General features: G+C 39.9%; 17 protein-coding genes. 9 read left to right on the forward strand and 8 right to left on the reverse strand.

Features of this window, described 5'->3' with window-relative positions:
- The first annotated feature begins 6 nt into the window (after positions 1–6).
- Complete coding sequence (locus tag FTU02_RS02235; RefSeq protein WP_180034824.1) at positions 7–1,164, forward strand: phospholipase A; 1,158 nt, start codon at positions 7–9, stop codon at positions 1,162–1,164.
- 64 nt (positions 1,165–1,228) lie between these two features.
- Here the strand turns inward: FTU02_RS02235 and FTU02_RS02240 are convergent, their stop codons facing one another.
- The 4 genes from FTU02_RS02240 to ilvA form a co-directional block, all read right to left on the reverse strand.
- Positions 1,229–2,566 (reverse strand): TrkH family potassium uptake protein, encoded by a 1,338-nt coding sequence (locus FTU02_RS02240; protein WP_168378596.1) that lies wholly within the window; start codon positions 2,564–2,566, stop codon positions 1,229–1,231.
- Between the two features lie 52 nt (positions 2,567–2,618).
- On the reverse strand, positions 2,619–3,278 hold the full coding sequence (locus tag FTU02_RS02245) for a TrkA family potassium uptake protein (protein ID WP_180155551.1): 660 nt from the start codon (positions 3,276–3,278) through the stop codon (positions 2,619–2,621).
- Between the two features lie 104 nt (positions 3,279–3,382).
- Positions 3,383–3,850: a hypothetical protein gene (locus FTU02_RS02250; protein ID WP_180155553.1), complete on the reverse strand. Its 468-nt coding sequence runs from the start codon at positions 3,848–3,850 to the stop codon at positions 3,383–3,385.
- A gap of 194 nt (positions 3,851–4,044) precedes the next feature.
- On the reverse strand, positions 4,045–5,583 hold the full coding sequence (ilvA, locus tag FTU02_RS02255; RefSeq protein WP_180023764.1) for a threonine ammonia-lyase, biosynthetic: 1,539 nt from the start codon (positions 5,581–5,583) through the stop codon (positions 4,045–4,047).
- Positions 5,584–5,690: 107 nt separating this feature from the next.
- Here ilvA and rpiA point away from each other — a divergent pair, with 107 nt between their 5' ends.
- Both rpiA and FTU02_RS02265 read left to right on the forward strand, forming a co-directional pair.
- Positions 5,691–6,362 (forward strand): ribose-5-phosphate isomerase RpiA, encoded by a 672-nt coding sequence (rpiA, locus tag FTU02_RS02260; protein WP_078188646.1) that lies wholly within the window; start codon positions 5,691–5,693, stop codon positions 6,360–6,362.
- Positions 6,363–6,579: 217 nt separating this feature from the next.
- A complete protein-coding gene (locus FTU02_RS02265; protein ID WP_180155556.1) occupies positions 6,580–7,257 on the forward strand; it encodes a SprT family zinc-dependent metalloprotease in 678 nt (225 codons plus the stop codon).
- A 36-nt stretch (positions 7,258–7,293) separates the two neighbouring features.
- On the opposite strand, the gene FTU02_RS02270 is transcribed toward FTU02_RS02265, so the two are convergent.
- A complete protein-coding gene (locus FTU02_RS02270; RefSeq protein ID WP_180155559.1) occupies positions 7,294–7,749 on the reverse strand; it encodes an AAA family ATPase in 456 nt (151 codons plus the stop codon).
- 131 nt (positions 7,750–7,880) lie between these two features.
- Between FTU02_RS02270 and argC the strand changes: the two genes are divergently transcribed.
- The 5 genes from argC (at position 7,881) to FTU02_RS02295 (ending at position 12,913) form a co-directional block, all read left to right on the forward strand.
- Positions 7,881–8,933: an N-acetyl-gamma-glutamyl-phosphate reductase gene (gene argC, locus FTU02_RS02275; RefSeq protein WP_180155561.1), complete on the forward strand. Its 1,053-nt coding sequence runs from the start codon at positions 7,881–7,883 to the stop codon at positions 8,931–8,933.
- Between the two features lie 79 nt (positions 8,934–9,012).
- Positions 9,013–9,762: a hypothetical protein gene (locus FTU02_RS02280; protein WP_078188642.1), complete on the forward strand. Its 750-nt coding sequence runs from the start codon at positions 9,013–9,015 to the stop codon at positions 9,760–9,762.
- An 18-nt stretch (positions 9,763–9,780) separates the two neighbouring features.
- A complete protein-coding gene (gene clpS / locus FTU02_RS02285; protein ID WP_180155562.1) occupies positions 9,781–10,194 on the forward strand; it encodes an ATP-dependent Clp protease adapter ClpS in 414 nt (137 codons plus the stop codon).
- 12 nt (positions 10,195–10,206) lie between these two features.
- Positions 10,207–12,483: an ATP-dependent Clp protease ATP-binding subunit ClpA gene (gene clpA / locus FTU02_RS02290; RefSeq protein ID WP_078188640.1), complete on the forward strand. Its 2,277-nt coding sequence runs from the start codon at positions 10,207–10,209 to the stop codon at positions 12,481–12,483.
- 76 nt (positions 12,484–12,559) lie between these two features.
- Positions 12,560–12,913: a YnfA family protein gene (locus FTU02_RS02295; RefSeq protein WP_180155898.1), complete on the forward strand. Its 354-nt coding sequence runs from the start codon at positions 12,560–12,562 to the stop codon at positions 12,911–12,913.
- Between the two features lie 47 nt (positions 12,914–12,960).
- Here the strand turns inward: FTU02_RS02295 and FTU02_RS02300 are convergent, their stop codons facing one another.
- From FTU02_RS02300 to FTU02_RS02310, 3 genes are all read right to left on the reverse strand, one after another.
- Positions 12,961–13,437 carry a hypothetical protein gene (locus tag FTU02_RS02300; RefSeq protein ID WP_180155564.1) on the reverse strand — a complete coding sequence of 159 codons (477 nt, stop codon included), beginning with the start codon at positions 13,435–13,437 and terminating at the stop codon, positions 12,961–12,963.
- Positions 13,438–13,527: 90 nt separating this feature from the next.
- Entirely contained in the window at positions 13,528–14,448 is a 921-nt protein-coding gene (gene argF / locus FTU02_RS02305; protein WP_180155566.1) for an ornithine carbamoyltransferase, read from the reverse strand.
- A gap of 112 nt (positions 14,449–14,560) precedes the next feature.
- Positions 14,561–15,214, reverse strand: a complete 654-nt coding sequence (locus FTU02_RS02310; protein ID WP_111883702.1) for a TetR/AcrR family transcriptional regulator — start codon at positions 15,212–15,214, stop codon at positions 14,561–14,563.
- Positions 15,215–15,453: 239 nt separating this feature from the next.
- Between FTU02_RS02310 and prpB the strand changes: the two genes are divergently transcribed.
- Positions 15,454–16,338 (forward strand): methylisocitrate lyase, encoded by an 885-nt coding sequence (prpB, locus tag FTU02_RS02315; RefSeq protein ID WP_180155568.1) that lies wholly within the window; start codon positions 15,454–15,456, stop codon positions 16,336–16,338.

The raw sequence follows: 16,338 nt of genomic DNA on the forward strand, positions 1-16,338 counted from the left end.
GTTTTTATGGCGTTCAAATCTCTTGAGCGTACGACATTGCAACTGAGCCTCATTGCGCTCAGTTCAATGTATGTCAGTACTGTAAATGCACAAAATGCGGATGTGGCTGCTAAGCCTGCAACCGCAGAAGCATGTGTGGCACTTGAGTCAAATGCAGAGCGATTATCGTGTTATGACGCTTTGTTTAAAGTGCAACCTGCTGAAAAAGAAATGTTGGTCTCTGAGCGTCAAGCCGCACAAGAAATTAAGCCTGAACCGACAGAGAAGCTGACTTTGAAAGAAAAAGTCAGTCATGCGTTTACGGACCGTTTATTTGCTGTAGAAGCACCGAACCTCAATCCAAATCTTTCATTATTGGATAGTCGTTGGGAACTTTCTCCAGAGAGTAAATTAGGGACGTGGAATATTCGCGGCTATCAACCTGTGTATTTAATGCCGGGATATTGGACTTCAGATAAAAATGAACGTCCATCTAGCCCGAATGAAAATAACACGGTACAAGCCGATCAGGAACAAAACCTTAAATCGATGGAAGCCAAGTTCCAATTGTCATTAAAAACCAAAGCTGTTGAAAACTTATTTGGTGATAATGGTGATATCTGGTTGGGCTATACCCAGTCTTCTCGTTGGCAAGTCTACAACGAAGACGAATCACGACCATTCCGTGAAACCAACTATGAACCTGAAGCTAGTCTGGTTTTTCGTACCAACTATGAACTCTTAGGTTTGAATTGGCGTATGTTGGGTCTAACCTTTAACCATCAGTCTAATGGACGTTCTGATCCCTTATCGCGGAGTTGGAACCGTGTCATGTTAAATCTAGGATTTGAACGTGACAATTTTGCACTGATGTTACGTCCTTGGTATCGTTTCGAAGAAGATACCAAAGATGATAACAATCCTGACATTACCGATTATGTGGGACGTGGGGATTTAACAGCATTTTATCGTCATAAAGATCATGACTTTAGTTTGATGTTACGTCATTCACTGAAAGGTGGGGATGACTCACATGGTGCTGTGCAGTTTGATTGGACTTTCCCAATCAATGGTAAATTGCGCGGCACAGTTCAATTGTTTGATGGCTATGGTGAAAGCCTGATTGACTATAACCATCGGGCAACCTATGTCGGTGTCGGTGTGTCATTAATGAATTGGTTCTAAAGATTCGCAAATAAAAAAACCACGCTACGGCGTGGTTTTTTATGACTGAGAGAAAATGTACAAATCAACCAATCTGAATCTCAGAAGGCGGGTGTTTTAAACGACTCTTCTTTGGTGTAGCAATCAGATAAGCCAGTGTTAAGGGGCCAAGACGGCCTGCGAACATCAACAACATCAGGGCGACTAAACTGGCGGGTTGTAAGTCACTGGTAATGCCACGAGATAGGCCTACTGTACAGGCAGCGGACACTGCTTCAAAGAGTAAGTCTAAAAAGCGTTTGTCAGGTTCGAGTAGCAATAGACTGAAAAAACCAATGAAAATCAACGTCACTGTAATGAAAATCACTGCTAATGCTTTGAAGGTCGTTTTTTCTGAAACAGAATGGTTAAACACACGCAGTTCGTCTTCACGTCTTAAAAAGCTGACTACACTGAGCACAACAATGATAAACGTCCCGACTTTAATGCCACCGGCTGTACTGAGAGAACCACCACCAATAAACATCAGTAACATCGTTACGAGTGATGATGCATCGCTCATGCTTTCCATAGGTAAGCTGTTAAAACCCGAAGAGCGTGGAACCGTTGCATGGAACCACGCGTTGAGGGCTTGGTCACCAAGTGACATCGTGGCTAAGGTCGCAGCATTATTGGCTTCTAATAACCATATGGTGATGAAGGCGAAGACATTTAGTCCTGCAATGGTAGATAAAATCAACTTGCTATTGGTACTGAGTTTTTTCCAACTTTTATTGCGCTTAATGTCCATCAGTACCAAAAAGCCAATACCCCCAATGATGTAAAGCATACTGATGGTAAACGTAATGAAATAACGGTCAGCAAAGCTCATTAAACTATTGGGAAATAATGAAAATCCACCATTATTAAATGCTGAAACACTATAAAAGGCAGCATAGAACAGGGCCTGGTTAAAATTGTATTCTTGCATCCAAGCGATGGTCAAAATAACCGTTCCCACCATTTCAAAAAATAGCGAATAAAGCAGTACGCCTTTGATGGTCATGGTCACTTTGGCAAGGCTGGTTTGTCCAATGGTTTCTTGAGCCATAATTTGTTGTTTTAGCCCAATTTTAGGGGACAAACTCATAGCGGCCAATATCGCAAAGGTCATAAAACCGAGACCACCGCATTGTAGTAAACCCATAATCACGACTTTACCAAACACCGTATAGGCTTCGCCGACATTTACAACCGAAAGTCCAGTAATGGTCACGGCTGAGGTCGCTGTAAAGAGGGCATTGATCCAACTTAAATCACCATGATGTGAATATGGGAGCTTTAACAGCAAGGTGCCAATGATAATGAGCCCAAGAAAACCCAATGCCAAAATACTGGGTGGACTGAGATTAATGGTATTACGCTGTTTATTGTGCAGTTTCATGTTTTTCTACTGTCATCTTGCGCGCTTGTGTGCAAATAGAGCGCGACGCTGATTACAAAGTTGCTTTAAAGTGTTTAGCCAGTCGACGTAAATGTTCGAGTAAACCTTCAACCACTAAAATATCGCCTGTTTGTAAAATCAGGTTTGGATCTAAACTATATTGAAGCTCGGTGCCACGTTTATGCAGAATCGTCGTCACTTCAGGGACATGATCCATTATTTGATTTAAACGCGTGCCTTGTTGTGACTCTTTAATTTCAACTTTCACCAAATAATGCTCATCTTCGAGCACCATGTAGCGACTCACCATTGGATAACTCAGTGACTGGGCAACACGGACACCCATATCTTCTTCAGGATGGATGATTTTGCTGATGCCTAAATGGGTTAAAATCATGTGATGCGCTTTGGACTTGGCTTTGGCCCAAATTTTGTTGATCCCCATGTTTTTAAGATGGAGCACACATAAGATGCTGGCTTCAATATCTTCACCAATTGCGACTACGACTGCTTCACAATTTTGAATATTGAGTTCTTGTAAAACGTGCTCATCTGTTGCATCAGCAATCACTGCATGGGTTAGTTGGTCCGAAATACTTTCAACAAACTTTTTATTGCTATCGATTCCAATGACATCGTGTTTTAAACCCATGAGTTCTGTGGCTACAGTTGCGCCAAAACTTCCTAAGCCAATCACAGCGAATTGAGCCATGCCGTATTCCTAAATTATTCTAAAGTTATTAAATATGTTGATGTTAGCTTGTTCAGCCTAGAGCGGCTATGAAAATTTACATAATCCATCTAAACCGAAAAGCTCTAATTTTTAATTTCTTCAGCATTTTGATAGGCATAAAGTTCAGCAATATTGGGACAATTATCCATAACTTGTTGGTATTTAAAAATTTCATAGCCTAATTTATTTTTTAGAATGTATTGAAATTGATGCTGATCTTCTTTAATGACATTTAGAGTGGCTTTACGAACAAGCTCAGAATTGTTCTTTAAACGGTTTAAGCCATCGCATGAAAATTCACGGATGATGGCTTGAACAGGTTCGGGAGCGGTTTGATCACTTAGCTCATCAAAGCGAATATATACAATGTAATTTGGATATTGATTCAACATTTCAGCTTGCGCGGTATAGCCGTAAATATTTTCTAGATTTTGCGTACGGGACTGATTTGGAATTTGTTTCATACTTTGACGAATCTTATCTTCCTCTTGCTTAAGTTGATAAGCCGGATATGCATAAAAATATCCACCTAAACCTACAATAGTGATCATAAATAAGGCATAAATATTCAATTTTAAAAATCCATTTTGTTTTATTTTCAATGGATTATAGGGTGTGGTGAATTTAACAACAATGACAGCGTTGATGAATTAAATTGATGAATATATTTATTTTGATGCAGAAAAGAATTGATGCAAATAAAAAAGCTGGAACCTAGATCCCAGCTTTAGAATAAAAGTCTTATTTATTTCAAGAAACGTTGATAACCGAGGTTATTGGTAATCTCAACATATGGATAGGTAATATTTTCCAATGTTTCAATCAAACCATCAGGGTTTTGTTTGGCATCCGTTGCTTCCATACCCACCAATACACGACCTTCCGCAGCACCGTGGTTACGGTAGTGGAATAGGGTGATGTTATGCGTTGGGCCTAGACGTTCTAAGAAAGTCAGTAATGCGCCTGGACGTTCGGGGAATTCCACGCGGAATAGGCGTTCATTCTCGATATCGGCATGACCGCCAATCAAATAACGGATATGCAGTTTAGCCACTTCATCATCGGAAAGATCGTCTACATCGTATTGGAATTTTAAGGTTTCAAAAATTTCCTGACGTTCTTTCTCACCATTTTTGAGACTAATACCCACAAAGACTTGAGCGGCACTTGAGTTGCTTGCACGGTAGTTAAATTCAGTGATATTACGACCTTGCAATGCGCGACAGAATTGGAGGAATGAACCTTTTTCTTCTGGAATAGTCACAGCAAAGATCGCTTCTTTACGTTCACCTAGTTCAGTACGTTCTGCAATGTAGCGCAGACGGTCAAAGTTCATATTGGCGCCGCATACAATCGACACCATATTTTTGCCTTCTAGACCATGCTCAGCAACATATTTTTTAATACCTGCAAGTGCCATTGCACCTGACGGCTCTACAATGCTGCGGCACTCATCAAAGGTATCTTTAATTGCAGCACAGATTTCATCTGTATTTACCAGTACAACTTCACGCTCAACAATTGGGCCTGAGTTATCTGATTTTTGTAGCTGAATCACTTCAAATGGTTTTTCACCAATTTGTGCAACTGCTGTACCGTCGGCAAATAAACCTACAGATGGAAGAATGACACGTTCATTAGCTTCAAAGGCTGCTTTTAAACATGCTGATTCGTCATATTCAACAGGAATGACTTTAACATGCGGTGCCACATCACCAAGATAAGCAGCTACACCGGCAATGAGACCGCCACCGCCAACAGCAACAAATACATAGTCTACATCACGCCATTGACGCAAAATTTCGTTGGCAATGGTGCCTTGACCGGCCATAACGAGTTCGTCGTCATAAGGTGGAATAAAGGTCATACCTTCATCTTTTGCACATTGGATTGCATATTTATTGGCTACGTCAAAAGAATCACCATGCAGAACCACCTCACCACCTAAGCGTTTAACCGCTTGTACTTTAATGTCTGGTGTGGTTTTAGGCATAACAATAATGGCGCGGATACCTAACTTTTTACCAGATAAAGCCACGCCTTGAGCATGGTTACCTGCAGAAGCAGTAATAACGCCACGTTCCAACTGAGATTTCGGTAATTGACTAATACGGTTGTAGGCACCGCGTAGCTTGAAAGAAAAGACAGGTTGTAAATCTTCGCGTTTAAAGCGAATGTTATTGTTTAGTTTTTCACTAATTCGTGGCGCTGCTTCGAGTGGGGTTTCGATTGCAACGTCATAGACCGTTGCCTGTAATATTTGTCGAACCAAACGAGACAGCATGTTAATTTTCCATCTAACAGTTTAAAATAGGGGTTTATTGTAACAAACCCCTGTACATTTGGGCTGAAAAATCAGCGTCTAATGTCAAAAAATAGTTGAGCCAAGTTATGAGTCTGTATGCAACCCAAGATGAAAAGAAACAAGCTGCCGCAAAAGCTGCGTTAAAGCATTTGCCAAAGGGCGGTATTTTGGGTGTTGGTACAGGAAGTACTGTGAACTTCCTTATTGAGTTATTGCCAGAACTTCAATTGGAAGCGGCTGTTGCAAGTTCTGAAGCAACTGCACAACGTTTGAAAAAATTAGGCATTGAAGTGGTTGATATGAACCACGTTGGCGGTTTAGATGCCTATGTGGATGGTGCAGATGAAATCGACCGTCATATGCACATGATTAAAGGTGGCGGCGCTGCGTTGACTCGTGAAAAAATCGTGGCGTCTATTGCGAAAAAATTCGTTTGTATCGTAGATGATTCTAAATGGGTTGATCAGTTGGCACGTGAATTTCCGCTTCCTGTAGAAGTGATTCCAATGGCACGTTCTGCTGTTGCGCGTAAAATTGTCTCTTTAGGCGGCGACCCTGTGTACCGTGAAGGCGTAGTAACAGATAACGGTAATGTAATTTTAGACGTACACAACTTAAATATCCTAAATGCATTGGAACTTGAAAAGACTTTGAATGACATTCCAGGTGTAGTGTGTAACGGTATCTTTGCATTAAACAAAGCGGATATTGCTGTTGTTGCAACTGATAACGGTATTGAAGAGCGTACTGCGGTTTAATCTATAGAAAATTTAAATGTAAATAGAGTTTCGATTTATATTTAAATTTCTAATGGAAGTTCCCTCTCCTTTGAGGTGAGGGTTAGGGAGAGGTCAATTTAAATGTCCCCCTCATCCTAACCTTCTCCCAGAGGGAGAAGGAACCCCCAATATACTTTTTGAAAACTGCTTAAAATTCAATTTATGCATTGTTTAAAAGCTTTTAATAAAAAAATAAATGACACTAAACCTTCCTGAAATTCAAATCACTCGGAAATTACGTGCCACACGCCTAAGACTCCGTGTAGAACCAACTCAAATCAAATTAACGGTTCCGCAGTTTTGTACTCAGCGCCAAGTTCAAGATTTTTTGAAACAATCAGAACAATGGATGATTGAGACATGGCAGAAGCAGCAGGAAAAAGCAGGGCTGCAGGATCGAAGTCTGCCAATAAAATTAAAGTTATTTAATTTAGAACAACCGTTAATGGTTGTTTATCAAACGCAAAAACATTCATTTATCTTGGATGACGAAAGCCATCAACTATTCATCAGTGATCGACAGCCTGAGCAATATTTAAAAAGCTTTGTGATTGCTTATGCCAAAGAGTATTTACCAATTTATTTAAAGCAAGTGAGCAGTGAAACAGGCTTGAAATATGGTGATTGCTCAATTCGTCAGCCCAAAACCCGTTGGGGCAGCTGTTCTGCAAAGCATGACATTATGTTGAATAGTGGGCTGGTACTTTTTCCGTTGGAAATCACGCGTTATGTGGCTGTACATGAGTTAGCGCATACTAAGCACTTTGATCATAGTCTAAATTTTTGGGCTGAAGTGCAAAAGCATGATATAAATTTTCAGCAGCATCGAAAAATACTAAAAATGACGGCAATGCCTTGGTGGTGGGTGCTCTGAATTAAAGGCACTAAGTTGTAAACACTAAAGCATTTCTTAATATATTATTTCAATTAAATCAAATCCTTCTTGGTATGTAGGCGGTTCTAATGCGTAATAAACATTGGTTAATGCCGTCAGATCGACTCTTTCATCTGAAGGTCGTTGAGCGTTTCTTTTTATGCATACTTCGAGCGGGATTTGAAACCATACAGCAACGCATTTTTTACCCAATTGTTTAGCTTGCTCAATTATCGGTAGACGTTCAGATTGCTTTACTAAAATAGCATCAAAAATAATATTTTCAGGTTCGCGGGATATTTGGTTTTTGGCCCAAGTTGATTTCCCAGCCCCTTGGCATCCGATCAATATATAAATGATTTTAACCTTTGGGTTAGTTTTTAATTCATGCTTAAAAGCGTCAAAACAGCATTGCCATGCTGGAATATTTCTTTCTTTAGTGAAGACACGACCTTGAGCTGTGGATAGGTAATGATCAGGATTTATATGCATGATCTGACTTAATAGGATTCAGAAGATAAGCTAACATTATAAAGTGAAGCTTTATATGTCAAAACAGTTCAGAAAACCGTAACTTCCTGTCATACTACGCAGTCATCAAATGGATACTTTGAATAGAGGTAATGAGCGTGATTTCAGTAGGTATTGTCGGCGGTACAGGTTACACAGGTGTTGAATTACTGCGTATTTTACTGCGACACCCAAATGCAGAAGTAAAAGTTCTGACATCACGTACTGAAAATGGCCGCCGTGTGGATGATATGTTCCCAAGCTTGCGTGGACATACAGACCTTTGCTATTCAGATCTAAATATTGAAGAACTAAAACAATGTGACGTTGTATTCTTTGCGACGCCGCACGGTGTTGCAATGAAACACGCAGAAGAGTTAGTTGCTGCAAATACTAAAGTGATTGACCTTGCTGCTGACTTCCGCTTGCAGGACTTAGCTCAATTTGAAAAATGGTATGGCCTCGACCATGCTTGCCCAGAATTATTAAAAGAGTCAGTTTATGGTTTGTCTGAATTAAACCGTGAAAAAATTCAAAAGGCTTCAGTGATTGGTAACCCAGGTTGTTACCCAACAACTGTTCAGCTCGGTTTAGCGCCATTATTAAAAGCTGAAGGATTAGTGAAACCTGAAAGCATTATTATTGATGCAAAATCAGGTGTGTCTGGTGCAGGTCGTAAAGCCAGCCTAGGTATGATCTATTCTGAAAATGCCGATAACTTTAAAGCTTATGGTGTAGCGGGTCACCGTCATCATCCTGAAATTGTAGAAGCCTTAGAAAATATTTCAGGTCAAAAAGGTGTGTTTAACGAAATTTTATTCATACCGCATTTAGTACCAATGATTCGTGGCATGCTCAGCACTATCTATATTGATTTAACAGACGCAGGTGCTTCTGCGGATTTACAAAGTATATATGAACAGTTCTATGCCAATGAGCAGTTTGTAGATGTTATGCCTGCAGGTAGCTCACCTGAAACACGTACTGTGCGTGGTGCGAACCAATTACGTATTGCGATTTGCAAACCTCAACCGAAAAAATTAGTGATTTTGGTGGCTCAAGACAACTTGGTGAAAGGTGCAGCAGGTCAAGCCGTACAAAATATGAACTTGATGTTTAGTTTTGCTGAAAATGCAGGACTTCAAGGCATTGGTTTATTACCATAAGAAACGATTTAAAACTTCACACACATTTAAAACTGGATTTAAATGTGTGCCTTGAGTGAACTAAAAATAAGAGATGACGATGTCGAATACAGAATCTAATTTCAAGTCAGAACCTGAAAACAGTGAAAAAACGCCTTTTATGAAGACGAATATGCCACTGGCGATTGGTGCAGTTGTACTTGCATTGAGCAGCGGTTTGCTCGGATATAGTATCGGTCATCGTCAGGGCTTAACTGTGGTCGGATATGATGCAGATGCAGAGCAACTGGTTGATGTGGTGCAAAAGCAAAAAACTGAATTAGCAGGCCTGAATAAAAGTTTGAATGCGGCAATTCAAGAGCGTGATGTCGCTGTAAGTAATTCAAATGATTTATATTTGGCTGTTAAAAAAGCACGTGATGATCAAGAGTTAACCGGTAATTTGGGTGTTTTGTATCGTGAAGTATTGCGCCAACGTGGTGGTATGCCGCTTGCAGTACAACATTTAGCGATTAAACCGTTACCTGAAAATGCATATGAATACCAACTTGATCTCGTTCAAGTTAGCCCATCAAAAAGTAATGTATCTGGAAGTGTTGAGCTGCGCCTAATTAAGGGTACAGAAGTACTTGCAGTACCTTTAGAAGACAAAAACTTTAACTTTAGCGAAAGTGAACGACTCACTGGACGTTGGACCATGCCTAAAGGCTTCAGTCCAGACTTTATTGAAGTGCGTTTAACCGGTTCTAAACCCGTTATTCGCCGTTTTAGCTGGTCGAAAGGTCAGCCTGTTGAAAATCAATCTGCCTTCCTTTCAGAAATTCCTCAAACTGAAGCAAGTGCAAACTAAGTGTGAAACCTAAATCCTATGCGAACCAATAAGCGTCAAACGTGTTTATCTGACATTAAAAATTCATTTTACCAATCTGGTTTAGTGGACTGGCATCTAAACCCGAATCTCAGCCATGGTACGCAGGATGATGGTGATTCAGACATTCAAGTATTGACTGCGCCACCTGAGTTAAAGCGTCCTCCTATGTATGCTGTCGTTTTAATGAACGATGATTACACCCCAATGGACTTTGTAATTGAAATTTTACAACAATACTTTGCTTTGAATCTTGACCAAGCCACTCAAGTAATGCTAACTGTACATTATGAAGGAAAGGGTGTTGCAGGGGTTTATCCGCGAGACATCGCAGAGACTAAAGCAAATCAGGTCAATAATTACGCTCGGTCGCAAAGTCATCCATTACTTTGTCAGATTGAGCCAAAAGATTAATAAGGGGATTACATGCTCAGTCGTCAATTAGAAGTATCACTACGTTTGGCTGTCAGCATGGCTCGTCAAAAGAGACATGAATTTTTGACGGTAGAACATTTATTATTGGCTTTACTGGATAATGATTCCGCTGTTAATGCATTGAAAGCATGTGGCGCAGACATTATTGTGCTTCGCAAAGAACTTGAAGAATACGTAGAACAACATACCCCTAAGCTTGGCGAAAATAGTGATCAAGCACCACATCCTACAGAAAGTTTTGATCGCATTTTACAACGTGCAATTTTCCATGTGCAATCGAGTGGTAATGACCGCACTGTAGAAGGTGCAGACATTTTAGTTGCGATGTATTCAGAGCGTGATTCATTTGCGGTGTATTTACTTAAACGCCATCAAATCAACCGTTTGACATTAACGCAGTATTTGTCACATGGCACACGTAAAGATGAAGTTCAAGCCGAAGAAGAAATCGAAGAGCTCGATGGTGAAAGTACTACGTCTTCAAATTCTGGCCCATTAGAGCTTTATACGACCAATCTCAATGTTGAAGCTCAAAAAGGCAAAACAGATCCACTGATTGGTCGTGAAAAAGAGATTGAACGTACAGCTCAAATTCTATGCCGCCGTCGTAAAAACAACCCGCTTTTGGTAGGTGACCCAGGTGTAGGTAAAACTTCGATTGCTGAAGGTTTGGCTTGGCTCATTGTAAATGGCAAAGCTCCTAAACCGCTTGAAAATGCAGAAGTATTTAGTTTAGACATTGGTGCTTTAGTTGCAGGAACTAAATACCGTGGTGATTTTGAAAAGCGTTTAAAACAACTGTTAAATGCATTGAAGAAAAAGCCCGAAGCTATTTTATTTATTGATGAAATTCACATGATCATCGGTGCAGGCTCAAGTATGGGCAGCACGATGGATGCATCGAACCTCATCAAACCTGCTTTGGCGAATGGTACTTTGCGTTGTATCGGTTCGACGACTTTCCAAGAATACCGTCAAGTCTTTGAAAAGGATCATGCATTATCTCGTCGTTTCCAAAAAATTGATGTCAATGAACCATCTATTTCAGAAACGATTGATATTCTGCGTGGCTTAAAAGGCAAATTTGAAGAATTCCATCATGTGAAATACGAAGATCAAGCGTTGGTTTCTGCGGTAGAACTATCTGCGAAATTTATCAATGATCGTTTCTTGCCTGATAAAGCCATTGATGTGATAGATGAGGCAGGTGCACAGCGTCGTTTAAAAGCTGAGCAAGATGATACGGTCATTTCAGTTGAAAACATTGAAGATATCGTTTCGAAAATTGCCCGTATTCCACCGAAAACTGTGTCTAAAGATGACAAGAGCGTCCTTGAAAATCTTGAGCGTGATCTGAAACGTGTGGTGTTCGGTCAGGATGAAGCGATTGAAGCGCTTGCATCTGCGATTAAATTATCTCGTGCAGGTCTAAAAGCACCAGATAAGCCAGTGGGTAATTTTGTCTTTGCGGGTCCTACAGGTGTGGGTAAAACTGAAGTCACTAAGCAATTGGCGAAATTGTTAGGCGTTGAACTTGTACGTTTCGATATGTCGGAATACATGGAACGTCATGCCGTATCTCGTTTAATTGGTGCGCCTCCGGGTTATGTAGGTTTTGATCAAGGTGGTTTGTTGACCGACGCGATTCATAAAAATCCGCATTGCGTACTTTTACTAGACGAAATTGAGAAAGCGCATCCAGATGTCTTTAATTTGTTATTACAAATTATGGATCATGGTTCATTAACGGATAACAATGGTCGTAAGTCTGACTTCCGTAACGTCGTGTTAGTGCTGACTACCAATATTGGTGCAGAATCAATTTCACGTGTGAGCATTGGTTTCATGGATCAAGATAACAGTAATGATAACCAAGACGCGATGAAAAAAGCCTTCTCTCCGGAGTTCCGTAACCGCTTAGATGGTGTTATTCAATTTAAAGCATTGCCAACAACTGTCATTGAAAGTGTGGTTGATAAGTTTTTAACAGAGCTTCAGGCACAGTTAGATGATAAGAAAGTGGTTCTTGAAGTCGATCAAGATGCACGCGAATGGATGGCCGAGCAAGGATATGATCGCTTGATGGGCGCTCGTCCAATGCAGCGTTTAATTCAAGAGCATTTGAAGAAACCGCTTGCTGAAATGATTTTGTTTGGTGAGCTTGCAGAACATGGCGGCAATGTTGCTGTTTCGGTGAAGAAAGAAAATGGCAAAGCTGTGGGCTTAAAACTTGAAGTGTTTGAAGACCAAACCGCTGAACCTGCTTAAGCAATTTATTTAACAAAAACCCGTGCTTGCACGGGTTTTTTATATTTATTCGACGCTAGTTTTGGGTTTCTCAATGATGGACATACCATTAACAAAAGTGCTGACCACATTTGGTTTATTTGCGCTGACAGCACTGATGGAAATTTTAGGCTGTTACTTCCCATATTTGATTTTAAACCAGCAAAAATCGCAGTGGTTATGGATTCCAACAGCGCTTGCATTGGCTGCATTTGTTTGGTTATTGACGTTGCATCCAGCAGCTTCGGGTCGTATCTATGCAGCCTATGGCGGAATCTACATTTTCTCTGCATTGCTGTGGTTGCGTTTTGTCGATCACGTAGTTCTAACACGTTGGGATATGCTAGGTGGCGTCATTGTGTTGCTGGGCGCAGCTGTGATTGTATTACAGCCTCAAGGTTTAATTCGTTAAGTTAAACAATGCAAAAGTTAAACCAAGAGCTGTAAGAAATTAGATATTTATTTAAATTTGCACTCTGTATTTTTAATGATAATTTCGTATTGATTGCTACCCGAGCTTAGATCCATTTCAATTTTATATGGATTAACACGTTGAAATTGATGCTCGAATAGTAATTCACAGTTTTGGAGTGAATTATGCTTGATGAGTTGCTTCACCTTATGTTCACCGAATGATTGTTCAAATTGCGCAAAATCAGGGGTGGTGATAATACCATCAATTTCAATCTTATCCGCTTCCATTTCCATTTTTTCCATCAACATATTCTGATCAACTTGATAGGGAAGAGTGCGTGAATCTTCATCACTAATGGCAGCCAGTATTTCGTTTAAAGCTGTTTTATTTTTAATTTTAAAATTGCTATCTAAAATCTGATTTTTCACCAAGTATTGATCTAATTCACTTGGTTCACCAGCAAAGCTAAAAGTAGATAAGCTCAATCCAAGAGCCAATAAGCAAATATTTCTTAAACGCATAATCTTAATCACTTATAAAAGTTATGGTTTTATTAAAGCATGCAAAAACAAAAAAAGCACCCGAAGGTGCTTTTTTATCTAAGTAAAACCTTAGTCTTTTTTAAGATTTTCGTTAATTAAGAATTCAACAAGTGCTTTTTGTGCATGTAAGCGATTTTCAGCTTCATCCCAAACCACGGCATTTTTGTGGTCAAGCATATTTTCAGAAATTTCTTCACCACGATGCGCAGGCAAGCAGTGCATAAATAAGCAGTCAGCGTGAGCAAGATCCATCAGGCGTTCATTCACTTGATAATCAGCAAACGCTTTTTCACGAATTTTTTGCTCTTTTTCTTGGCCCATACTTGCCCAAACATCTGTCACGATTAAATCTGCATTAACTGCAGCATCTTCGGCAGAATCAACAAGTTCCACACAGTGTGCAAATTCAGATAAAAATTCTGCTTTAGGTTCATAGCCCTTAGGTGCAGCGATTTTTAATTTAAAGCCCCACATATGAGCCGCTTCAATATATGAGTTACACATATTGTTGCCATCACCAATCCAAGCAACCGTTTTACCTTCAATAGAACCACGGTGTTCAACAAATGTTTGAACATCGGCAAGTAATTGGCAAGGGTGGTGATCATCTGTTAATGCATTGATGACAGGAACTTTTGAATAAGAAGCAAAACGTTCAACAATGTCATGACCAAAAGTACGAATCATCACAATATCAAGCATGCTTGAAATCACGCGTGCAGAATCTTCCACTGGCTCGCCACGACCTAATTGAGAGTCGCGAGATGAAAGGAAAATTGCGCTACCACCAAATTGGCTCATTCCTGCTTCAAACGATACACGTGTACGGGTGCTCGATTTCTCAAAAATCATGCCCATGACTTTACCAACGAAAGGTTGGAAAACTTCATTGTTATGCTGTTTGCGCTTGAGTTCGATACCGCGCTGTACAATTTGATTAAGTTCTAAAGTCGATAAATCGCGTAAAGTTAGAAAGTGACGTAGAGCCATTGTTACTCCACAATAATTGCTGAATCAAAAAACAAAACAACAATTAGTTGTTGGTTGGTTAGAGAAAAAGGAATCGATTAATATACTATAAGAGAGGTAAATTGCAAAAAATCTAGCGCTTTTGGTGACCGTCTAGGAAACGATCGACGCAATAACTGATGTAATTGATGGTTTCTTGATCATTTTCATCAATGGTGATGCCCATGAGAACGCGCCATTCTAAATTTCGCAGAATTCCAAAATAAAACTGAGCCGAAAACAACGGGTTTTCACAATACAGCAAACCGTGTTGATGTGCTTGATACAAAATTTCTGCAACGGTGTTCTGAATTTGTTTTGGGCCTTGCTCATGAATATAACGTGCTATTTCAGGATTACGTCCTGTTTGTTCTAAGACTAACCGCATAAATGCAGCATTTTCAGGCATCACAATATGCTGATGAAAGTCACTTAAAGTATTGATGAGATAAGCACGAATATCTGTGTCAGGGCTCACCGTAAATGGTAGGCAAATATCTTTGAAAAATAAGCAGCGACGATAGTCACAAATAGCCTTAAATAATCCGTCTTTATTACCAAAATATTTATAGATTGACGCTTTTGAACCACCTGCATGATTCACGATGTCATCTAATGAAACTGCATCAAAACCACGTTTTAAAAAAAGCTCCGTAGCACTTTCTAAAAGCGCAACACATCGTTCATGTCCGCGCCGCGTTTGTGGCTGGTCATGCGTTAAAGGTTCAATGTGTATTAAATCTTGCATAAAGTGATAATATTTAACAAAAAAAGAGCTGATTTGACGATAATTATAGCAAACAATTCAGTACTTTTCTGCTTTGCTCATAAATAAGAGATCTTTGACTAAAGAATAACAACAGATAGGTGACAAGTGAAATATTTGACTAAAGTTTTAGAGTTAATATTCTACAAAGCCATAGAGTTGGAAAAAAATATGGATATACTCAAACTTCGAAAATTAAAGTAAATGCCGTGGAAAGGAATATGACACAACAAACGTCTGCAGGCTTAAGATTTAGACAAGCATTGGAAGTAGAAAAACCATTACAAATCATTGGCACAGTAAATGCCTATGCAGCAATGATGGCAAAAGAAGTTGGCTATAAAGCCATATATTTATCTGGTGCAGGTGTTGCGAACTATTCATATGGTTTACCTGACTTAGGCATGACCAGTTTAGACAATGTTTTGGAAGATGTTCGTCGTATTACTGAACGTGTAGATACGCCATTACTTGTCGATATCGATACAGGTTGGGGCGGTGCATTTAACATTGCTCGTACTGTGAAACAAATGATTGCTGCGGGTGCAGCAGCGGTTCATATCGAAGACCAAGTCGCGCAAAAACGCTGTGGACACCGTCCGAACAAAGAAATTGTGACGCAGCAGGAAATGGTTGACCGTATTAAAGCGGCTGTCGATGCAAAAACTGATTCAAACTTTGTAGTGATGGCACGTACAGATGCTTTGCAGAAAGAAGGTCTGCAAGCAGTGATTGACCGTGCATGTGCATGTGTAGAAGCCGGTGCTGATGCGATCTTTGCTGAAGCAATGACTGATATTACCATGTACAAAACTGTCTGCGATGCTGTGGGTGTACCTGTACTGGCAAACATTACAGAGTTTGGTGATACCCCTTACTACACCAAAGAAGAACTAGGCGAGCAGGGTATTGCAATGGTGCTTTACCCATTATCACCAACACGTGCAATGCAAAAAGCGGCACTCGAAGTAATGCATGCGATCCGCAATGACGGTACACAAGTCAATGTACTGGATAAAATGCAACAACGAAAAGAACTCTATCAATTCCTCGATTATCACACTTTTGAAAACACCTTAGATAAATTGTTCACTGAAGGAAAATAA

Source organism: Acinetobacter sp. YH12045 (assembly GCF_013419925.1).
GTDB lineage: Bacteria > Pseudomonadota > Gammaproteobacteria > Pseudomonadales > Moraxellaceae > Acinetobacter > Acinetobacter amyesii.